Annotated in this window: 14 protein-coding genes; 3 read left to right on the top strand and 11 right to left on the bottom strand. The window is 65.7% G+C overall.

Annotated features, from left to right (window positions below):
- From ACZK2G_RS05780 to ACZK2G_RS05770, 3 genes are read right to left on the bottom strand one after another with little or no spacing between them, the layout of a single operon-like run.
- On the bottom strand, positions 1-573 hold the full coding sequence (locus tag ACZK2G_RS05780) for a hypothetical protein (protein WP_478474901.1): 573 nt from the start codon (positions 571-573) through the stop codon (positions 1-3).
- A complete protein-coding gene (locus tag ACZK2G_RS05775; protein ID WP_046985704.1) occupies positions 570-1,964 on the bottom strand; it encodes an HlyD family type I secretion periplasmic adaptor subunit in 1,395 nt (464 codons plus the stop codon). The genes ACZK2G_RS05780 and ACZK2G_RS05775 overlap by 4 nt, the downstream gene beginning before the upstream one ends.
- 30 nt (positions 1,965-1,994) lie before the next feature.
- Positions 1,995-4,178 carry a type I secretion system permease/ATPase gene (locus ACZK2G_RS05770; protein ID WP_478474899.1) on the bottom strand — a complete coding sequence of 728 codons (2,184 nt, stop codon included), beginning with the start codon at positions 4,176-4,178 and terminating at the stop codon, positions 1,995-1,997.
- Between the two features lie 213 nt (positions 4,179-4,391).
- Between ACZK2G_RS05770 and ACZK2G_RS05765 the strand changes: the two genes are divergently transcribed.
- Positions 4,392-5,423, top strand: a complete 1,032-nt coding sequence (locus tag ACZK2G_RS05765; protein WP_478474897.1) for a LacI family DNA-binding transcriptional regulator — start codon at positions 4,392-4,394, stop codon at positions 5,421-5,423.
- A 96-nt stretch (positions 5,424-5,519) separates the two neighbouring features.
- On the opposite strand, the gene ACZK2G_RS05760 is transcribed toward ACZK2G_RS05765, so the two are convergent.
- Positions 5,520-7,589 carry a PAS domain-containing sensor histidine kinase gene (locus tag ACZK2G_RS05760; protein ID WP_046985702.1) on the bottom strand — a complete coding sequence of 690 codons (2,070 nt, stop codon included), beginning with the start codon at positions 7,587-7,589 and terminating at the stop codon, positions 5,520-5,522.
- The gene (locus tag ACZK2G_RS05755; protein WP_046985701.1) at positions 7,579-9,075 is read right to left on the bottom strand and encodes an ATPase domain-containing protein; all 1,497 of its coding nucleotides are present in this window, start codon (positions 9,073-9,075) and stop codon (positions 7,579-7,581) included. The genes ACZK2G_RS05760 and ACZK2G_RS05755 overlap by 11 nt, the downstream gene beginning before the upstream one ends.
- A 273-nt stretch (positions 9,076-9,348) precedes the next feature.
- Here ACZK2G_RS05755 and ACZK2G_RS05750 point away from each other — a divergent pair, with 273 nt between their 5' ends.
- Positions 9,349-10,251: an ABC transporter ATP-binding protein gene (locus ACZK2G_RS05750; RefSeq protein WP_004147722.1), complete on the top strand. Its 903-nt coding sequence runs from the start codon at positions 9,349-9,351 to the stop codon at positions 10,249-10,251.
- 12 nt (positions 10,252-10,263) lie between these two features.
- On the top strand, positions 10,264-13,848 hold the full coding sequence (locus tag ACZK2G_RS05745; protein WP_295377384.1) for an ABC transporter permease/M1 family aminopeptidase: 3,585 nt from the start codon (positions 10,264-10,266) through the stop codon (positions 13,846-13,848).
- Between the two features lie 76 nt (positions 13,849-13,924).
- Here the strand turns inward: ACZK2G_RS05745 and ACZK2G_RS05740 are convergent, their stop codons facing one another.
- The 6 genes from ACZK2G_RS05740 to ACZK2G_RS05715 all read right to left on the bottom strand — a co-directional run bounded on the left by ACZK2G_RS05740 (position 13,925) and on the right by ACZK2G_RS05715 (position 20,708).
- Positions 13,925-14,218, bottom strand: a complete 294-nt coding sequence (locus ACZK2G_RS05740) for a hypothetical protein (RefSeq protein ID WP_478474895.1) — start codon at positions 14,216-14,218, stop codon at positions 13,925-13,927.
- Positions 14,215-14,679 carry a GNAT family N-acetyltransferase gene (locus ACZK2G_RS05735; RefSeq protein WP_046985697.1) on the bottom strand — a complete coding sequence of 155 codons (465 nt, stop codon included), beginning with the start codon at positions 14,677-14,679 and terminating at the stop codon, positions 14,215-14,217. Before ACZK2G_RS05735 ends, ACZK2G_RS05740 begins: the two co-directional genes overlap by 4 nt.
- A 109-nt stretch (positions 14,680-14,788) precedes the next feature.
- Entirely contained in the window at positions 14,789-15,175 is a 387-nt protein-coding gene (locus ACZK2G_RS05730; RefSeq protein WP_046985696.1) for an SseB family protein, read from the bottom strand.
- 141 nt (positions 15,176-15,316) lie between these two features.
- Positions 15,317-17,032, bottom strand: coding sequence for an alpha-amylase family glycosyl hydrolase (locus tag ACZK2G_RS05725; RefSeq protein ID WP_046985695.1), 1,716 nt, complete (start codon positions 17,030-17,032; stop codon positions 15,317-15,319).
- The gene (locus ACZK2G_RS05720) at positions 17,032-18,519 is read right to left on the bottom strand and encodes an MFS transporter (protein WP_046985694.1); all 1,488 of its coding nucleotides are present in this window, start codon (positions 18,517-18,519) and stop codon (positions 17,032-17,034) included. The genes ACZK2G_RS05725 and ACZK2G_RS05720 overlap by 1 nt, the downstream gene beginning before the upstream one ends.
- Complete coding sequence (locus ACZK2G_RS05715; protein ID WP_478474892.1) at positions 18,516-20,708, bottom strand: glucosidase family protein; 2,193 nt, start codon at positions 20,706-20,708, stop codon at positions 18,516-18,518. The genes ACZK2G_RS05720 and ACZK2G_RS05715 overlap by 4 nt, the downstream gene beginning before the upstream one ends.
- Positions 20,709-20,728: the final 20 nt, after the last annotated feature.

Raw genomic sequence — 20,728 nt, 5'->3', positions numbered from 1 at the left:
TCAGAACTCCCGGGGACCGATGCTGATCGTTTCAACGCACTGATGGCGCTGACCATTGGTAGTGCTTGTGTATGTCCGGACCGCAACTTCCACGTTTCTGGCGCCGAGGTACCAGGTCTCGGGAAGCAGCGTTGATCTGACTGGCCCGCCCGTCATCCCGATGGCCCTGAGCCTCCGGGCAAACTGATCGGCATTGAACGTGCAGGTGTTCCTTGGCGTGGCAACGTAGGTGTCGAGAAGCGTTTGATAGCGACCGTTGCGAAACTCGGTTTGCATCCAGAAGGACCAGCCTTCGACAGTAATCCCTTCCCCTCTGCCGGAAGAGGGCAAGCCTTCTCCACGCCGCCATCTGACCCTCATTGCCTGTTCCAGCGCACTCGGCGGGATGCCCTTCCAGTGTTCCCCGCCCTGATGGGAGAGCAGTGCAACTAGGCGCTCCTGCAGATCCACCGACCTCACCGGGGCATGATCTCGTGCCTGTAGATGCCACGGGAGAAGAGCCAGTACAAGAATCAGACCAAGGAGCCGCATGGTTATACGGTCGCCATTTGAGACTTGAACACCGTTCTTCATCGCTCCCTCCCCGCCTCCTGCACACGCCGCGACAGCGGCGACAGCAGGTATTCAATGATGCGGCGATCACCGGTCTTGATCTCCGCCGTAGCGGCCAGGCCCGGCGCCAGCGCGCGACGCCTTCCATCCACCTCGATCCAGGGCTGCAGCAGGCGCACGCGGGCCGGGTAGCGCAACCCTTCCTTCTCGGTCTGTACCGCATCGCGGCCCACAGTCTCGACCACGCCATCCACCACACCGTAGCGGGTGAACGGATAGGCCTCCAGCTTCACCTCCACCGGCTGCCCGTCGCGGACGAAGCCGGCATCGCGATTGGGCAGCATCGCATCGACCACCAGCTCGCCGTCATGCGGCACCAGCACCATCAGCGCATCGGCCGGCTTCACCACACCGCCGATGGTGTGCACCTGCAGCTGCTGCACCACGCCGGTCACCGGTGCGCGCAGCACCGTGTGGCCGGCCTTGTCATGGGCCTTCTTCAATTCTTCGCCACGCAGCGCGCGCGCCGCTTCGGCCTCGGTCAGGGCATCCAATGCTTCGCGTGCGAACTCGCTGCGGCTCTTGCTCATCTGCTGGCTGGCCGCCAGTTGCGCTGCGGTCGCTTTGCGCTGCTCTTCGCGACGGATCGCCAGGTCTTGGCGCATGCCGACAACACGCTCCTTCACTTCGGCCACCTGCAGTCGCGGCACATAGTTGTCGCGGCTCAGTTCCTCCAGCTTGTTCAACTGATCGGTGGCCAGCGGCAGCTGCTCTTCCAACTTGGCGATCTCGGCCAGGATCATGCCGTGCTCGCCATCGCGCTGGCTACGCTCCTGCTGCAGCCCGCCCACGGTGGAATCGAACTCGCGCTGCTTGGCGGCCACCAGTGCCTGCTGGATGGCAACGATGCTGTCAGGCGTTCCCTCCGGTGCGATGAAGCGACCGGCCCGGCCAGCAACGTGGTCAACCACGGCCTGCGCCCGTGCCACATCGATCTGCGCGGTCAGCAACGCCTGGCGCGCCTGCTCGACTTCGGCATGGCTGACCGTCGGGTCCAGTTCGAGCAGCGGCGTGCCGGCCCTCACCGACTGCCCTTCGACCACATGGATCGCACGGACCACACCCTGGTCCGCGGCCTGGATCACCTTCACGTTGCCGCGCGGAATCACCTTGCCTTCGGCCACGGCGACCATGTCCAGGCGGCCAAGGCACGACCAGATCAATGCAATGGCCAGAAAGGCGATCAGCAACCAGAGAACGGTGCGGCCGATCGGGTTCGGTGGCTTTTCCAGGATCTCCAGCGCCGCCGGCAGGAAGTCCGGCGCCGCCGAATCGCGTTGGTCCGGCTGCGCACGCTCCGCGCGCAGGCTCTCGCGCAGGATGCCCAGGTGGTGCCTCAGTCCCTTCAACATGCGTGCTGTCCTTGGCTGGGCGCGTGGTGGTCAGTTCAGCGGGGCCGCCACGGCGGGCAGGCCCATCTGTTTGGTGTAGAGCAGTGAGTAACGGCCTCCCGCGCGCAGCAGATCCTCGTGCGTGCCGGTCTCGGTGATGCGGCCACGTTCGAGGGTCACGATGCGGTTGGCCTGGCGTACCGCCGACAGACGATGCGCGATGATGATCACGGTGCGGCCGGCGGACATCCGCTTGAGGTTGTCCTGGATGACTTCCTCGCTCTCCGCATCCAGCGCCGAGGTCGCCTCGTCGAAGATCAGGATCTTCGGATCGATCGCCAATGCACGCGCGATTGCCAGACGCTGCCGTTGGCCGCCGGAGAGATTGCCACCACGCTCGTCGATGCGTGTGTCGTAGGCCTCGGGCAGCTCCAGGATGAAATCGTGCGCACCAGCCAGCTTGGCCACTTCCACCACCCGGCTCATCGGCATCGCCGGGTCTGCCATGGCGATGTTCTCGCGCACGCTGCGGTTGAACAGCAGGTTTTCCTGCAGTACCACACCCACCTGCCGCCGCAGCCACGCCGGATCCACCATGGACAGATCGACACCATCCACCAGCACACGGCCACGCTCCGGGATGTGCAGGCGCTGGATCAGCTTGGTCAGGGTCGACTTGCCGGACCCCGAGGGGCCGACCACGCCGAGGATCTCACCTGGAGCGATCTCCAGACTGACCGACGACAACACTTCCTGTCCCTCAGGCCGATAGCGGAACGACACATGCTCCAGCGCGATGCGGCCATCTACTGCCGGCAGGCTGGCACGCGAGGGTGAGCTGGCCGGTTCGGTAGGGGAATTGAGGATGTCGCCCAGCCGCTCCACGGCAATGCGCGCCTGCTGGAAGTCCTGCGCCAACTGCGCCAGGCGCAGCACCGGTCCGGCAACCTGCCCGGCAAGCATGTTGAACGCCACCAGCTCGCCCACGGTCAGCTTGCCGTCAATCACCAGCCGCGCGCCGAAGAACAGCAGCGCCACCGTGGCCAGCTTGTGGATCAGCTGCACCGCCTGCGAACCCCAGTTGGCCAGCATGCTGGCGCGGAAGCTGGCCTGGATGTAGCCCGCCAGCTGCTTGTCCCAGCGGTTCTGCGCCTGCGGCTCGACCGCCAGCGCCTTGATGGTTTCCACACCGGTTACTGCTTCGACCAGGAACGACTGATTCTCGGCACCGCGCACGAACTTCTCATCCAGGCGGCGCCGCAGCATCGGCCCGACCACCATCACCACCACGGCGTACAGCGGCAGCGTGATCAGCACGATCAACAGCAATGCAGGGCTGTACAGCCACATCACGGCCAGGAACACGATGGCAAAGAACAGGTCCAGCACCACGGTCTGCGCCGAAGATGTGAGGAACTCGCGGATGGTCTCCAGTTCGCGCACGCGCGCCACCGAATCACCGACACGGCGCGCCTGGAAGTACGCCAGCGGCAGATGGGTGAGGTGCGAAAACAGCTTCGAGCCCAGCTCAGCATCCACACGGCTGGTCGTATGCGAGAACAGGTAAGTGCGCAGCCCGCCCATCACCACTTCAAACACCGAAACCACCAGCAGGCCCAGGGCGAGCACTTCCAGGGTGGTGATGCCCTTGTGCACCAGTACCTTGTCGATTACCACCTGGAAGAACAGCGGCGTGATCAGTGCCATCAACTGCAGGAAGAACGAGGCTACCAGCACGTCACGCAGCAGGCGGCGATACTTCACCAGGGCAGGAATGAACCAACCGACATCGAAGCGCCTCGCGGCGCCGGCCACGCTTTCACGCGTGGTCATCAGCAACAGGCGGCCATCGAACTCCTGCGAGAACTCGCCAAGGGACAGCGTGACCGGGCGTCCGTCGGCCGCCGCGTCGAAGCACAACACGTTCTCGGCGTCGGCCTTGAGCACGAGCGTATAGCGTCCGTCGGCCAGGCAGGCGATGGCGGGCAGCGGATGATCGCGCAGCGCGGTAACCCGCGCCTGTACCACGCGTGCTTTGACGTCCATCCGCTTGGCCAGGCGCAACAGATCCTGTGTATCGATACGGCCTTCGGGGTGGCCCAGCTGGTGCCGGAGCTGGTCGGGGTCGGCAGGCCGATCCAGAAACCCCAACAGGGCGACGAAGCACGCCAGCGCGCCTCCATCGTCCACGCACAGCGACTCCTGCAGATCGATCCCTGATCCGTTGCTGCCCACGTCAACTGCCTTGTTGTCCCCTGGTGCGCGGACTCTAGGGCCATGCCATGGCAGCTGTCCATCTGCTGAATGCGCTTTTGTGCAAATCGGGTCAAAGTGACAAGTTGGTCACATTTTTTAACATCAACCCCATTCATTCAGACAGGAGCGCACCTGCAAGCAGCGGGCCAGCCTCATGGCATCATGATCGCTGCACGTTCCCTATCAGTTCCCATGACAATCAAAGGCAAAGCCACCTCCCTGGACATCGCCCACCTGGCCGGGGTCTCCCAGCCCACCGTGTCGCGGGCCCTGCGTGGCAGCCCGATGGTCAATGCCGAGACCCGCGAGCGCATCCTGCGCATCGCCCGCGAGCTGAACTACAAGGTCGACAAGAACGCCTCCAGCCTGCGCCTGCGCAATGCGGGCACGCTGGCCCTGCTGTTCTTCGAAGACCCGACCAACGACGACTCGCTGATCAACCCGTTCTTCCATTCGATGCTGGGCTCGATCACCCGCGCCTGCGCCCTGCACGGGCAGGACCTGCTGGTTTCGTTCCAGCAGCTGTCCACCGACTGGCAGGCCGATTACGAGGACAGCAACAAGGCCGACGGCATCATCCTGCTCGGCTACGGCGACTACCACGAATCGCGCGACCGCCTGCAGCGGCTGGTCGAACAGGGTACGCACTTCGTGCGCTGGGGCGCCGCCCTGCCCGGCCAACCCGGCGTGTCGATCGGCAGCGACAACTTCCAGGGCGGGCATGACATCACCACCCACCTGCTGCAACAGGGCTGCCGCCGCATCGCCTTCCTCGGCCATGCCTCCAGCCACTACCCCGAATTCCAGGAGCGCTACCGCGGCCATGCCGCGGCCCTGCGGGACCACGGCCTGGCTGCCGAGGCGGCGCTGCAGCACGATGCGATCACCACCGAAGCCTCCGGCCAGGAGGCCTGCCAGGCACTGCTGGCGCGCGGCGAGCCGATCGATGCGATCTGCGCGGCCAGCGACCTGATCGCCATCGGCGCGATGCGGGCCCTGCGCGAAGCCGGCCTGCGGGTGCCGCAGGACGTGGCGGTGACCGGCTTCGACGACATCCCCTTGGCAGCATCGGTATCTCCCGCGCTGACCACCGTGCAGCAGGACACCAAGCAGGCCGGGCAACTGCTGGTGGAGCGCCTGCTGGCACTGATCGGCCGGCAGGCAGTGGACAGCCAGAGCATCCCGGTAAAGCTGGTGGTGCGGGAATCATCGCAGCGCGGGTAGTGTCGAGCTCGCTCGACCAGCGGATGCGACTCCAGTCGGGAAAGATCAGCCGAGCATGGCTCGGCGCTGCACAAAAACAGTCGAGCAGGCCCGACTCTACGGATTGCCGCCTGCCGTTTCAGGCATCGCGGTGCGAACCGCTGCGCTGAACTCGTCAAGCAGGAACGGCTTGGCGATCATCGCCATGCCCGCATCGAGGAAGGACGAGCGCTCCTGCGCCTTCTCCGCGTAGCCGGTCATGAACAGCACTGGCAAAGTCGGCCGCGAGTGACGGGCTATTTCGGCGAGCTGGCGGCCATTGAGCCCAGGCAGGCCGACGTCAGTGATCAACAGATCGATGCACTGGTTCGAAGTAAGGATCGGAAGCGCGGCGTCCGCATCGCCCACCACCTGGGCCTGGTACCCCAGGTCCTCGAGCACCACCGTGACCAGCATGCGCACCTGCTCATCATCCTCGACCACCAGGATCGACTGGCCAGCGCCGAGCCGGATGGCTTTGGCCTGAGCGGCCACCGCTTCGCTGGTCGCGGCCTCCACCAGTGGAATGAACAGGGAAATGGTGGTGCCCTCACCCAGGCGCGATTCGATCGCGATGTGACCACCGGACTGCTGCATGAAGCCATACACCATCGACATGCCCAGCCCGGTTCCCTTGCCGATGGGCTTGGTGGTGAAGAAAGGCTCGAATGCGCGCTCGACCACTTCCGGCGCCATGCCGGCGCCCGTGTCGGCGACTGCCACCACCGCATAGTGCCCTGCCGGCACTGCCGGATACTGGCCTGCATGCACATCTGCTTCCGCAGTGCGCAGGATCAGCTCGCCGCCATCAGGCATCGCGTCGCGTGCATTGATGGCCAGGTTCAGCACCGCACTTTCGAACTGGTTGGCATCCAGCGTGGCGTGCAGCGGCACCGGGCAGGTTTCGGTACGCAGCCGCACCGTTTCCCCGATCGTGCTGTGCAACAGGTGCTGCACCGATACCAGCAACGTGTTGATCTCCACCGGCCGCGCGTCCAGCGACTGCCTGCGCGAGAACGCGAGCAGGCGCTGGGTCAATGCGGCGGCACGCTGCGCCGAGGTGGTGGCCGTATCCAGGAAACGCTCCAGATCATCCACCCGCCCCATGTCCAGGCGCAGGCGCACGATGTCCAGCGCGGACAGGATGCCAGTCAACATGTTGTTGAAATCGTGCGCGATGCCACCGGTCAACTGGCCGATCGCTTCCATCTTCTGCGACTGCCGCAGGGCGGCCTCGCTGGCCTCGCGTGCAGCCATCTGCGCTTCCAGCTCACGCGTGCGCTCGGCCACCATGGCCTCCAGTGCATGTGCGTGCTGCTGGCTGTTGCTCAGGGCCAGCTTGGCGGCGGTGATATCGGTAACGAAGACGTGGAATCCGTCGACCCGGCCCTCGGTATCGGTGCGCGGCGAGTAACGCACTTCGCAGTCGCGCCGGCCGCGTAGTGGATGGGGCCAGGTGATCTCGAAGAGCGCCGCTTGGCCATCCAGCGCGCGCTCCATCGCCGCCCTGCGCTGCTGCCATACGGATTCGCCGATCACCTCGCGAACGTGCCTGCCGATCACCTCGCCGGTGGCGAGATCGAACCAGGTCTCATAGGCGCGGTTGGCGAAACGGAAGCACATCGAACGATCAACAAAGGCGATCAGGACCGGCATCGCATCGGCGATCAGGCGCAACTCGGTTTCACTGCGGGACAGTGCGGCCCGCCCGTCCGCCAATGCCGCCATCTGATCACGCACGAGGAACTGCTTGTCACGGGCCCGCAGTGCGCCCTGGACGGCACTGATCAGGGACATGCTGCCAAGCGGCCGGTCCATCTCCACCACGTTGATCGAAGCTGGCAACAGTGCCTCGCGGGTGGAACGGCGGTACGACCGCGCCGAGCGCAGCAGGATGAATGGAATATCCGACCAGGCCGGTTGCTGCTGCAATGCAGGCAGCATACCGTCGGCACCGCGCACCAACGCTTCCTGGGTCACCACCACCAGGCCGGTGCGATCATCCAGATGCTCGGCCAGCTCCTCCAGGTTGCCGGCGATGCGCGTTGCCAGCCCTACCCCCTCCAGTACCGCGGCAATGCTGTCGGCATCGCGTCCGAAGGGCGCCACGATGCGGACGACCGTGCAGCCTTCGTCCCTATCGGACATCGGACTGGCCCAGCAGCGCTGCGCTGTCACCCACGAATTCGGGCGTGCCGGTCAGGATGCCCTGGAAGTCTGCCAATGGCGCACTGACGGTGATGCCACGCCCGTCGATCTTCAGCTCACGGATGGTGTCTTCGTGCGCACCGCCGCGGTTCTTGATTACCGAAACGGCTTTGCGGATGCGCCCCTTGGCCTCGAAGAAACGGAACAGCACCACCGCATCGGCGATGTAGGACACATTGAGGCTGCCGGTGGACATGGTGCCCACCAGGCCATGCTGCGGATTGATCAGGAACGTCGCTACACCCTTCTGGTTGAGATAGGACAACATCTCGTGCAGCTGCAGCATCAGCTGCTTTTCCTGTGGCATTGCCGTGACATAGCCATTCAGGCTGTCGATCACCAGCACGCTGCAGTTGCGCTGCTCGACCGCCTTGCGCAGGTTCCAGGAAAACTCACCCGGCGACACCTCGGCCGGATCCATCTGCAGGATCTCCAGCAGGCCCGAGTGCAGATGCTTGTCCAGGTCGATGTCCAGTGCCGATGCACGCGCCAGCAAGGTACCAACCCGCTCGTCGAATTCGAAGATGCAGCAGCGTTCGCCACGCTCGCAGGCCGCCCACACGTACTGCAGGGCGACGTTGGTCTTGCCGCTGCCAGCGGGACCGGTCAACAGGGTCGAGGTTCCGCGCAGGGGGCCCCCGCCCAGCAGGCGATCGATCTCGTCGACGCCACTGCTCACCGGCGAACCCACGAACCGGTCGTGGTGCTCGGAGGCGATCAAGCGGGGGAAAATCTCGAGTCCTCCACGACGGATCACCATATCGTGGTAGCCCGCAATGAAATCCACGCCGCGCAGCTTCTGTACCTGCATGCGGCGCCGGGCCGGGCCGAAATCCAGGGTCAGGCGTTCCAGCGACAGCACGCCGTGGCACAGGCTGTGCAACTGCCCATCGCGCTCTTCGCCGGTAGAGGTCAGGTCATCGACCAGGATCACCGTAGCGCTCTTGGGCGCGAAGAACTGCTTCAACGCAAGGATCTGGCGCCGGTAGCGCAGAGAGTCCTGGGCCAGCAGGCGCAGTTCGGACAACGAATCGAACACCACGCGGGTGGGCCCGATGCTGTCCACCTTGGACATGATCAGATTGACCGTCTCGTCCAGCTCCATTTCCCACGAATGCAGCACCGACTGCAGGCGACCGTTGCCCATTGCGCCTTCAGCCGATCCCAGTTCGAACAGGTGCAGGCCATCCAGCGACCAGCCATGGGCAGCGGCGACTTCGCGCAGTTCCTCGGCGGTCTCGGACAACGTGATGTACAGGCAGCGTTCGCCGCGCCGCAGGCCTTCCAGCAGGAACTGAAGCGACAACGTGGTCTTGCCGGAACCCGGTGGCCCTTCCAGCAGATACAGCCGCGCCTGCGGAAGTCCGCCGCCAAGAATGCTGTCCAGTCCCTCTACTCCGGTAACAGTCCGCATGTACGCCTGCATGGCAATGGCCCTGAGAGGCGCAAAGACTATCGATGCCCCTGTCGACGTCCTGTGTGATCCGGCCGACCTTTCCCAACGCATTCAGGAAGACTTCACAGGCTGGCCCCCTGCCGCCTTGGCGAAGGCCCACGCACTGGAAGCCGCCCCTGTCGCGCCTTCAACGGTGGGGCGCCCTCACCTGCTACCCGCACGGCACCATGACCAACGGCGCATGACGGCAGCCCGGTTGCGGGTGATAAACAGCGCGATCACACACGGAAAGGTGTACGTCGCATGCTGAAGATCGATTCGCTGTCCAAGACGTACGCCAACGGCGTGCACGCTCTCAACAATGTCAGCCTGGACATCCCGCGCGGCATGTTCGGCCTGCTCGGGCCGAACGGCGCCGGCAAGTCTTCGCTGATGCGTACGCTGTCCACCCTGCAGGAGGCCGACAGCGGTTCGGCCATCCTCACCATTCCCGGCGAAGCGCCGATCGACGTACTGCGCGACAAGGACGCGGTGCGCCGCCGGCTGGGCTACCTGCCGCAGGATTTCGGCGTGTACCCGAAGGTCAGCGCGCTGGACCTGCTGGAACATTTCGCGGTGCTCAAGGGGCTGACCCAGCGCGCGCAGCGCCGCGAGGTGGTCGATGGTCTGCTGCAGCAGGTGAATCTGTGGGACGCGCGCAAGCGCAAGCTCGGCACGTACTCCGGCGGCATGCGCCAGCGCTTCGGCATTGCCCAGGCACTGCTCGGCGACCCGCGGCTGGTGATCGTCGACGAGCCCACCGCCGGCCTCGACCCCGAGGAACGCAATCGCTTCCTCAACCTGCTGGCAGCCATCGGCGAGAACGTGGCGGTGATCCTGTCCACCCACATCGTCGAGGACGTGACCGACCTGTGCCCCACCATGGCGATCATGAACAAGGGCCAGGTGCTGCTGACCGGGCGCCCCGCCGAAGCCATCGATGCTCTGCAGCAGCAGGTCTGGCGCAAGCAGGTCGATCCTTCGGAACTGGCCGACCATGAAGCACGCTACGTAGTGCTGTCGACCCGTCTGGTCGGTGGCCGCCCGGTGATCCACGTGCACAGTGCCAACGATCCCGGCGACGGCTTCGCGGCGGTGGCTCCCGACCTCGAGGACGTGTACTTCCAGCGCCTGCGCCTGCAGGCCCGTGCCCGCGCGGCAGCCTGAGCGGAGCACGCCATGATCCTCAACTTTTTCCGCTTCGAGCTGCGCGAGCAGCTGCGTTCTCCCCTGCTGTGGCTGCTGGCCGGCCTGTTCGCCCTGCTCGCCTTCGCCGCTGCCTCCAGCGACGCCGTGCAGATCGGTGGCGGCAGCGGCAACGTACACAGCAACGCGCCCACCGTGATCGCGCAGATGCTGGGCATCTTCACCCTGCTCGGCATGCTGGTCACCGCCCTGTTCGTCAGCAACGCGCTGCTGCGTGACTTCGAGCTCGGCACAGCCGAGCTGATCTTCGCCAGCCCGGTGAAGCGCCGCGACTACCTGGCTGGGCGCATCGCTGCCGCCCTGGCCGCCGGCTTGCTGGTCTACATCGTGATTGCGTTTGGCCTGTGGCTGGCGCCGTTCATGCCGTGGATCGATCCCGAACGCATGGGCCCGATCAGCTGGCAGGGCTATGCCTGGACCTTCGCGGTCATCGTCATCCCGAACCTGTTGTTCACCACCGCACTGCTGTCGCTGCTGGCAGCGCTGACCCGTTCGATCCTGTGGGTGTACATCGGGCTGGTGGCCTACCTGGTGCTGTACGGCGCCAGCGCGGCCCTGCTGCGCGACATCGACAACACGTGGATCGCAGTGCTGAGCGAGCCGCTGGGCATGCGTGCGCTCAGCCGCACGATCCGCTACTGGTCCACCGCCGAACGCAACAGCGGAATTCCCGAGTTGGCCGGCTACCTGCTGGCCAACCGCGCTCTGTGGCTGGGTGTGGCCGCCGCGCTGTTCGCCGCTACCTTCGCACTGTTCCGCACCGAACGCAGCGGCAGTGGCCGTCGTCGATGGGGCCGCAGGCAGGCGCAGCCGGTTGCCGATGCCAGTGCGGTCCGCCCGACCCGTGCAACACTGCCGCGCGTGGTACCGGCGTTCACCGCCACCACGGCGTGGCAGCAGTTCCTGCGCCAGGTCCGCTTCGATACACGTGGCGTGTTGCGCAGCGTGCCGTTCATCGTGCTGCTGGTACTGGGCCTGGCCAACTTCCTGCCCAGCGCGCTGTTCCGGCAGACGCTGTACGGCACCTCGATCTGGCCGGTCACCTCGCAGATGATCATGGGCCTGCAGGGTGCCTTCAGCTGGCTGCTGGTGATCATCGTGCTGTTCTTCGCCGGTGAACTGGTCTGGAAGGAACGCAGTGCGCGCATCAACGAAGTAACCGATGCCATGCCGGTGCCGAACTGGGTGCCGCTGCTGGCCAAGTTCACTGCCCTGCTGGCAGTGATCGTCTGCTTCCAGGCAGCCGGCGCGCTGGCCGCGATGAGCGTGCAGCTGGCCAAGGGCTACACGCATCTGGAGCCGCTGCTGTACCTGCGCAGCCTGGCGCTGGATTCGGTGGTCTACATCCTGATGGGCGGCCTGGCGCTGGTGCTGCAGGTGCTCACCAACAACAAGTTCGTCGGTTACGCATTGCTGATCGTGGTGATGATCGGCCAGGGTGTGCTCGGCCTGCTCGACTACACGCAGAACCTGTACAACTTTGGCAGTTGGCCCAACGCGCCCTATTCGGACATGAACGGCTACGGCCACTTCCTGACCGGACAGCTGGCGTTCCAGGGTTACTGGGCGCTGTTCCTGCTGACATTGATGTGCCTGGCCTCGGCGTTCTGGGTACGCGGTGTCAGCCAGGGCTTGCGCCAGCGTCTGGCCCTGGCCGGTCGTCGCCTGCGCGGTCCGACCGGCGCCTTCGCAGCACTGGCGGCACTGGCCTTCATCGGTGTGGGTGGCTGGCTGTACTGGAGCACCAACATCCGCAACGAGTTCCTCTCGCCCGACCAGCAGCTGGACCTGCAGGCCCGCTACGAGCGCGAGCTGTCGAAGTACCGCAATCTGCCGCAACCACGCATCGTGGCGGTGGACAACCGCGTGGACCTGTTTCCGGAATCGCAGTCGATGGTGATCGATGCGAACTGGACGGTGCGCAACACCCACGCCACGCCGATCCAGGACGTGCATGTATCGATGGGGGATGACAAGCAGCTGGTCGCGGTCGATCTGGGCGGGCAGACCCTGGCGATGCACGACGCTGACCTCGGCTACCGCATCTACCGTCTGGCCACGCCACTGAAGCCGGGTGAAAGCCGCAACGTCCATTTCCGGGTGGTGCAGAAGCCCAACGGCATTACCGCCGGCCAGGCACCGAGCAACATCGTGGACAACGGCACGTTCTTCAACAGCCGCGTGCTGCCCTCCTTCGGCTACAACGAAGGTGCGGAGATCAGCGACCGCAACGAGCGGCGCAAGCGTGACCTGGGTGAGCCGCGGCGCATGCCCAAGCTGGAAGACGAAGCCGCGCGTGCCAACACCTACATCTCCAACGATGCCGACTGGCTCGACTTCCGTACCACGGTCTGCACGGCGCCGGACCAGGTGGCGCTTGCCCCGGGCTACCTGCAGCACGAGACCACGGTGAACGGCCGGCGTTGCTTCAGCTACGCGATGGACCGCCCGATGCTGAACTTCTACGCCTACCTGTCGGCACGCTGGGAGGTACGCAAGGCGAAGTACAAGGACATCCCGATCGAGGTCTACTTCGACCCGGCGCACGGCTACAACGTGGACCGGATGATCGAAGCGGTACAGAAATCGCTGGCCTACTACGAAGCGAACTTCACGCCCTACCAGCACCGGCAGGTGCGCATCATCGAGTTCCCGGGCTATGCCCGCTTCGCGCAGTCGTTCGCCAATACCATCCCCTACTCCGAGGCCATCGGCTTCATCGCCGACCTGCGTGACCCGGACAAGGTGGACTATGTGTTCTACGTGACTGCGCACGAGATCGCACACCAGTGGTGGGCGCACCAGGTGATCGGTGCCAATGTGCAGGGCGCCACGGTCCTGTCCGAGTCGCTGTCGCAGTATTCGGCGCTGATGGTGATGGAGCAGGAGTACGGCCGCCAGCACATGCGCCAGTTCCTCAAGCGCGAGCTGGACGGCTACCTGTCTGGCCGCGGTGGCGAGGCCATTGAGGAGCAGCCGCTGGAGCGCGTGGAAAACCAGCAGTACATCCACTACCAGAAGGGTTCGCTGGTGTTCTACCGGCTGCGCGAGGAGATCGGCGAGCAGGCCCTGAACCGCGCCCTGAAGCGCTTCCTGCAGGACAAGGGCTACCAGCAACCCCCGTACACCACCTCACGCGAACTGCTGGGCTACATCCGTGCCGAGACCCCGGCTGATCGCCAGCAGCTGGTCACCGACCTGTTCGAGAAGATCAGCTTCTATGACAACCGGGTGCTGGCCGCCAGCGCGCGCAAGCGCGATGACGGCCGCTACGACGTGACCCTGGACCTGCACGCCGCAAAGCAGTACGCCGATGGCAAGGGTAAGGAGAGCGACGGGAAGATGGATGACTGGGTCGAGATCGGCGTGTTTGCCAACGGGCCTTCGGGCAAGGAACGCGACCAGAAGGTGCTGTATCTGCAGCGCCACCACATCACCAGCGCCGCGCCGAAGATCACGGTGACCGTGGATGAAAAGCCGGATGAAGCGGGCTTCGATCCGTACAACAAGCTGATCGACCGGGTGAGCGATGACAACCGGCGCAAGGTGACGCTGTGAAGTAATGGAGCGCCGGCGGTTGCGTCGGCGCTCCGCATGGCGCATGTAGTGCCGAGCCATGCTCGGCACAGCGCTTTCAGCGCACCGTGGCCTTCGGCCCCAGCAACGCAAGCAGCACATAGACCACGATCGAAGCGACGGTGCCGAGCACCGCCGGTACCCCGAAGGCCCAGGCCGAACGGCCCTGCTGGCGCGCCCACTGCGCCAGATGCCACGCCGCGCCCAGGTTGATCAGCCAGGCGATGACGAACACCGGCCACTGCACAATGCCCACCGCGCGCAGCAAGGGCATGGCCACCAGCGCGGCGGCGATGGCCGCGATCAGGAAGATCAGGGCCGACCGGGAATGGCGAGGTGCGGGGGCATTCATGCAGCCACCCTGCGCACCATCACCAGCACGCGATGGCCATGGCTGTCAGCTTCCTGCAGGGGCTTCCAGCCCAACCGAGCGTACAGGCCGCCATCCAGCGCTTCGGTCTGCAGATACAGGTCGGAAACGCCCATCCGCACCGCCTGCGCCGCGGCCTGTTCCACCAGCGCGCCAGCCAGCCCACGCCCGCGATGACTATCGGCCACGAACACGCTGCCCAGCCAATGCTCGTATTGCGGGAAAGCCGGCATCTCCCTGCGCTTGAGCTGCACCGCGCCGACCACCTGACCGTCATCGAAGGCGGCGATCAGGTGCGGAAAGCCTTCGGCATCCTGCGGCGGATTCAGCCGCTCCAGTTCCTGTTCAAGCGACAGACCGGCGTCCTGGCCCCATTCCGCGTGGTACCACCGGGCCAACTGCTGCCGTTCCGGTGCGTCGGCGGTTAATACCCTGAATTCCATGGCAATGCCTCTATCCCAATGTCATCCAAGGGGATCACGGACGGCGCTCGAAGGGAAGCCTTCTGCAGCGTCGAGCCATGCTCGACTCTGCAAACAGCACGGCGACGGCTCAGCCCTGGGCGAAGTCCTTCAGGATCTCGCCAACGCCACTGGGCGAGATCTCGAAGCCCAGAGGCGTACCCGGGTTGATCACGACACCGTAGCCGCTGGGCACCCGGCGCAGCACGTCCAGCGTCAGCCAGCGGATCTGGTGTTCGGCCTGCTGGCTGTAGATGCCCACCCGCGACGGATCAGTGAACACGGCCACATGCAGGGTGCCCTGCTTGTCGAACAGCAGCGGGTCGAAGCCACTGCCGTCAGGGGTGATCAGGCTGCCGGTCAGCAGCACCACCTCGGAGGCGACGAAGGCCGCCATGAAGGCGCGGATCGGCACCGCCCCGTCCATCGCCGCCTTCAGCAGGGTTTCGATCGGGGTCTGCGGGGCGAGGTCGGTCATGGCGATACTGCGGGGCGTGAGGGGCGCCTATTGTAGAGTCGAGCTTGCTCGACTGCTCGAAAAGCGTGCCAACCAAGGTTGGCACCCACCAGAGCGGTAGGCAGGTGCCAGGAATCCGGGGTTGCCGGCCAGCGGCCGGCACTACCGCCCCAGCCGCAGGTCCCGAGCCTGCTGGTCGGCCATCGCCTTGTCCAGCTCGGCCTGCAGCGCCGGCTGCTGCACGGCGGCATCCAGCACGTAGACCTTCACCCCGTGCGCCGGCACTTCCGCCTTCAGCGAGCCGTCCACCCGCAATGAACCGCCCTCCAGCGCGTCGCGCCAGTGGCCGTTCTGGACGAAACGCGCCACGGTGAAGGTCCTTGCCTGGTCACCTTTGTTCAGCAGCACCAGCGCGGTCTGCGCTACATCACCATGCTGCAGCACGCGGAAGAACACCGCCTCATCGCCCTTGAGGCGTTCGTTCACCTGCAGGCCGCGCTGCAGGGCCGGGATGGCTTCGCGCAGTTTGGCGATGCGCTGCAGCGGCGCGAAGATCGGGCTCTGCGGCGCAGCGTCCACGCGCGGCTGGCCGAAGTAGGCACGGTTGCCAGCGTGCTCGGCGCGGCCCCGCATGAAGCCGGTCTCCGAGCCGTAATAGACCACCGGAATGCCGCGCGCAGTGAACAGCCAGTTGTGCGCATCGATGAAGCCGCTGTCGCTGGCCTGTAGGCGTGGCATGTCGTGGTTGTCGTAGAAGCTCATCAGCTCGTACGGATTGGCGTACGGGCCGCCGGTCAGGTGCAGCGGCTCGGCCAGGGTTTCAAAGCCCTTGCCTGCGGTGCCGAAGGTCTGTTCCAGCGCGCCGCGCAACGGGAAATCCAGCACGCTTACGTTGGCATTGGACGGCCAGGTGTGTTCGGCGATGCTCGCCGCGTTGTAGTCGAACGCCTCGCCGAACATGAACATGCCCGGGTGCTGCGCGCGGATGCGGTTGACGAACTCATGCCACCACGGATGCGGCAGCCAGCCGATGGTATCGATGCGCAGCGCATCCACCCCCTGTGCAGTCCACTGCAGGTAGGCGCCCACCAGATAATCCATCACCGCCGGATTGTCCTGGTTGAAGTCGGACAGTTCAGCCAGGTTGCCATCGAAGATCGAGCCGTCCTTGCTGTCGACCGGACCGATGTTGTTGTAGAACGCGTGCAGCGGGTTGTGCTTCGGATCCAGTTTCTGCGGTGGCAGATTCTGGTGATCGGCGATCAGTGTGCCGTCCTTGGCGAAGATCTGGCCGAACTGCGGCTGCCGCTTGGGCATGGTCCAGGCCGGCGAACCATGGTTGCCGACGATGTCCAGCACTACCTTCAGGCCGGCGCCGTGCAGGCCCTTGGTCAACCCGGCGAAGTCCAGGTCGCGGCTGGGCAGGTGCTCGTCCAGCGTGTAGAAGTTGATGCCCCAGTAGCCGTGGTAGCCGGTCTTGCCACGATCGGTCAGCGTGCTGGTACAGCTGATCGGCTTGCTGCCGGTGAACGCTTCGTCCGGGTTGTCGACGATGGGCGTGATCCATACAGCGCCGAAGCCGAGGTTGCGGATGTACTGCGCATTGTCGAGCACGCCGCGGAAATCACCGCCGAGGTAGCCGATGTTTCCGTCCACCTTGTCCGGGCACGGCACCGGGATATCGAAGGTGCGGTGCTTGCCGCCCTGGTCGCGATGATCGTTGGACGGGTCGCCGTTGACGAAGCGGTCGGTGACCACGAAGTACACCGCATCGCTGGCGAACGGCTCGGTGGTGCCCACATAGTCCGGGCGTGGCGCGGCCGTCGCATGGCCGGCCAGCAGTACCAGAGAAACAGCAACAGACAGCGCACCACGCATCACACCACCTCCGGACGGGACGGAACCCGCAGCACGCACAGGCCGGCGACGAACAGGCTGCAGCCGCCCAGCACCAGCACATGCATCGGCTGGCCACCCAGCCAGGCGCGCAGGGCAAAGCCGAGCGCGCTGGCCGCAACCAGCTGCGGGATCACGATGAAGAAATTGAAGATGCCCATGTACACGCCCATCTTCGATGCCGGCACGCTGTCGGACAGCAGTGCGTATGGCAGCGAAAGAATGGACGCCCAGGCGAAGCCGACGCCGACCATCGACAGCAGCAGCCAGTGCGGGTCGCGGATGAACATCAGCGAGACCAGGCCGGCGCCGCCCAGCCACAGGTTGACCAGGTGGCTCCAGCGCAGGCCGATCGCACGCACCATCGGCGGGATCAGCACCGCGGCCAGCGCTGCGAAGCCGTTGTAGGCGCCGAACAGCACCCCCACCCAGTTGGCCCCCTCGTTGTAGGCTGCCGACTGCGGATCGGTCGAACCGAAGTGGGTACCGGCCACCGCGGCGGTGGTGTAGATCCACATCGCGAACAACGCGAACCACGAGAAGAACTGCACCCACGCCAGGCGGCGCATGGTGACCGGCATCGCGCGCAGGTCGCCGACGATGACGGCCAGCATGTGTGTGCCCGGCAGCGCACGGGCGAGCGCAAGCAGCAAGCCGTAACCCGCACACAAGCCCGCCAGCACGTACAGCATCTTGTCGCCCTGCCGCCAGGCGATCAGCAGCGCCAGCAACACGCCGAGCCCCAGCCACAGAGCCACCTGCGTCCACGGCGCCGGGCCACTGATGGCAGTCCCTGCGTGGTGCGCCGGCGGCTCGGCATCGTCGAAGCCAGCCAGCTCCGTTGGTGAGTACTCGCGGGTGCTGACCACCGTCCAGGTGATCGCCGCCAGCAGCACCACCGCACCGAAGTAGAACGCATAGCGCACGGTATCGGGCACTTCGCCGGCAGCTGCGGTGTTGGCCACGCCGAAGTGGGCGAGGATGAACGGCAGGAAGCTGGCGACGATGGCACCGATACCGATGAAGAAGCTCTGCATCGCGTAGCCGACCGGACGCTGGCGCGGCGCCAGCTGGTCACCGACGAAGGCGCGGAACGGTTCCATCGACACATTGATGGAGGCGTCCAGCACCCACAGCGTGCCAGCGGCAATCCACAGCGTTGGCGAGTTCGGCATCACCAGCAGGGCCAGTGTGGTCAGCACCGCACCGATCATGAAGAACGGACGGCGGCGGCCCCAGCGCGTCCAGGTGCGGTCGGACAGGTAGCCGATCACCGGCTGCACCAGCAGGCCGGTCAACGGCGCAGCGATCCACAGCCCCGGCACCGCGTCCATGTCCGCGCCCAGGGTCTCGAAGATGCGGCTGGCATTGGCGTTCTGCAGGGCGAAGCCAAACTGGATGCCGAGGAAACCGAAACACATGTTCCAGATCTGCCAGAACGACAGCTGCGGTTTGGCGGGACGACTCATCGTGCGCCCTCTTCCATCGCCACCGGCGCCACCTTCAGCGCCTGCACCTGGGCCTGGTTGAGCACACCATCACGCCCGCCCTTGCCGCCGGTGTAGTGCGCGAAGTGCTGCAGCGCGCTCATGTTGAAGCCAGCTTCAAGCGTGACCGTGCACCGCCCCTTGGGCACCGCGAACGTTGCCGAGGTCGAATCCTGCACCGCCACGCTGTGCGGCAGGGTGACCGTATGCCGCTGCAGCGGCTGGCCCGGGCACTGCAGCACCAACTGCTTCACCGCTGCGGTCACGCCGGTGTTGATCGGCCCGTTCGCGTTGCGGTACTGCAGGCGCAGGCGCACCTGCCCGGCCTGGGCCGCGGTGAACTGCCAGCGTTCCTCGCCCTTCAGCACCTGCTGCGGACCGACGCAGAGCATCGGGCTGTGCAGTGATTCCAATGCACCCTCGCGCCGGGTCAGGCTGAAGCAGTGCTGCAGGCCATCGTCGCTGATGTGCACCTGGCCATTGCTGGCAGCGACGACCCTGCCGTCCTTCCACAGAACCTGCCCAGTCGTGACCGGCACGCTCCAGCCAGCGCCATTGCGTATGGCCTGCGGAGTGGTTGGCGTTACCGGCGCACGCGCATTGGCGTCGGCGGTTGTGCCACCGAAGCCGGTCGCGGACGGGGCAGCCATCAGCTGCACCGTGGTCGTGTTGCCTTGGGTCAGCGTCCTGCCCGCCACCAGCAGGCCATCACCCAGCTGCTGCGGGCGCTCCAGCACGTAGTGCTTGCCACCGGCGTCCAGGCTGATGCGACGCTGCGTGCCGAACAGCTCCGGCACCAGCACGGCCGGCAGCTTGGGCCGCACGTGGCCATCGTCCTGCACGCCAAACACACCTTCGAGCACCATCGACAGATAGCCGGCCACCGACCACAGCTGGCGTTCGGAGTTGACCACCGGGCCGCTCAGCCCACCTTCCTCGACATGCACGGCCTGGCTGACCAGCTCGTAGTTCTCCATGTTGGAACCGGCGAGCGCTGCGCCCTGCATCAACGAGCGGATCTCGGCGGCGATGCGTGGTGCATCATCCAGTTGCCGCGCCGCACGCAGAGAGTACGCGCTGACGAACGGCCAGATCGCGCGATTGTGGTAGATCGGCTGCGGCGCCTCCTGCGGCCAGACCACCGGGCTGCCGGCCGGCCCCACCGGGTAGGCCGCCAGCGCACGGCGCGCACGCTCGCCCGGCAACACCTCGGCGAGGATGCCCAGCGACAGGCCGAGCAGATCAACCTTGGCATAGGGCACCGGGTGCGCGGCTTCACCGATGTAGCTCATGTACTGGCCCATGTCCTCGCGCCAGAAGCGCGCATCGATCTGCTGCGCCAGCGCATCGGCCCACGCCTTGTAGTCGGCCGCGCGGCCATCGCCATGCTGGCCGGCCAGGCGTTCGGCCAGGCGCAGCGCCTGGTAGTGCAGCACGTTGGTGGACAGCGCATAGGAGTCGCCGATGAAGCGCACGTCCTCGCGGGTCCAGTCCGGATAGGTCTGCTCACGCCAGTCCAGGAACGAGGTCTCGCCGCGATACAGGCCCATCTGCGCGTCGAACACCATCGCGCGGTCCTGCGCCAGCGTACCCTGCAGCGCTTGCCAGACCTGGTCGGCAAACGCGCGATCATCCAGCAGGTGGCGCGCCGCCAGGAACCACACCACGCGGTCGCTGCTGATCGGCCAGCTGCCGCCGGAACCGGTGTCCTGCGCGACGAACAGGCCGGGCGTGTGCCCATCGCGCGCCGCCGACAGCTTGAACTGCAGCGACTGCCGCGTGCGCTGCGGGTCCAGCCGCGCCAGCGCCAGATCGGCGGCGAAGCTGACATCACGGGTCCACACATAGGGCCAGCGCGCACCAGTCTGGAAGCACTCGCACGGCACCGGCCTGCCCTCATCGAATGCAGGATCGCGGATCGCATCCACGCGGTCCTGGTCCATCTCCTGCTGGGCCAGCGCGAACAACGCATCGAACATCACGCTGCCGGTCTGGCTGCGCATCGGCATGGGCGCAATGCGCACCTCACTCTTGGGCGCGTGCAGCACGAAGCTGCCGTTGGCAGCGGCTTCGGCGCGCGCCTGGCGGCCGTCGAATGTCAGGTCGGCCGCGTGCGCGGTCGTCCCCAGCGCTGCCCCCAGGGCAGCGGTCAGGCAAATGATCTTCAGCATCGAAGCGGCAGACCGGCTTG

It is taken from the genome of Stenotrophomonas sp. 107298_Sma (assembly GCF_056480345.1).
Note: the sequence above shows the minus strand (reverse complement) of the source record. Positions and strands in the feature narration are given on the sequence as shown.

Bases quoted from the DNA above. Each gene is read 5' to 3' on its own strand.
- ACZK2G_RS05780 (WP_478474901.1), bottom strand. From the start codon at position 573: ATGAAGAACGGTGTTCAAGTCTCAAATGGCGACCGTATAACCATGCGG.
- ACZK2G_RS05775 (WP_046985704.1), bottom strand. From the start codon at position 1,964: ATGTTGAAGGGACTGAGGCACCACCTGGGCATCCTGCGCGAGAGCCTG.
- ACZK2G_RS05765 (WP_478474897.1), top strand. From the start codon at position 4,392: ATGACAATCAAAGGCAAAGCCACCTCCCTGGACATCGCCCACCTGGCC.
- ACZK2G_RS05760 (WP_046985702.1), bottom strand. From the start codon at position 7,589: ATGTCCGATAGGGACGAAGGCTGCACGGTCGTCCGCATCGTGGCGCCC.
- ACZK2G_RS05755 (WP_046985701.1), bottom strand. From the start codon at position 9,075: ATGCAGGCGTACATGCGGACTGTTACCGGAGTAGAGGGACTGGACAGC.
- ACZK2G_RS05750 (WP_004147722.1), top strand. From the start codon at position 9,349: ATGCTGAAGATCGATTCGCTGTCCAAGACGTACGCCAACGGCGTGCAC.
- ACZK2G_RS05745 (WP_295377384.1), top strand. From the start codon at position 10,264: ATGATCCTCAACTTTTTCCGCTTCGAGCTGCGCGAGCAGCTGCGTTCT.
- ACZK2G_RS05740 (WP_478474895.1), bottom strand. From the start codon at position 14,218: ATGAATGCCCCCGCACCTCGCCATTCCCGGTCGGCCCTGATCTTCCTG.
- ACZK2G_RS05735 (WP_046985697.1), bottom strand. From the start codon at position 14,679: ATGGAATTCAGGGTATTAACCGCCGACGCACCGGAACGGCAGCAGTTG.
- ACZK2G_RS05730 (WP_046985696.1), bottom strand. From the start codon at position 15,175: ATGACCGACCTCGCCCCGCAGACCCCGATCGAAACCCTGCTGAAGGCG.
- ACZK2G_RS05725 (WP_046985695.1), bottom strand. From the start codon at position 17,032: ATGCGTGGTGCGCTGTCTGTTGCTGTTTCTCTGGTACTGCTGGCCGGC.
- ACZK2G_RS05720 (WP_046985694.1), bottom strand. From the start codon at position 18,519: ATGAGTCGTCCCGCCAAACCGCAGCTGTCGTTCTGGCAGATCTGGAAC.
- ACZK2G_RS05715 (WP_478474892.1), bottom strand. From the start codon at position 20,708: ATGCTGAAGATCATTTGCCTGACCGCTGCCCTGGGGGCAGCGCTGGGG.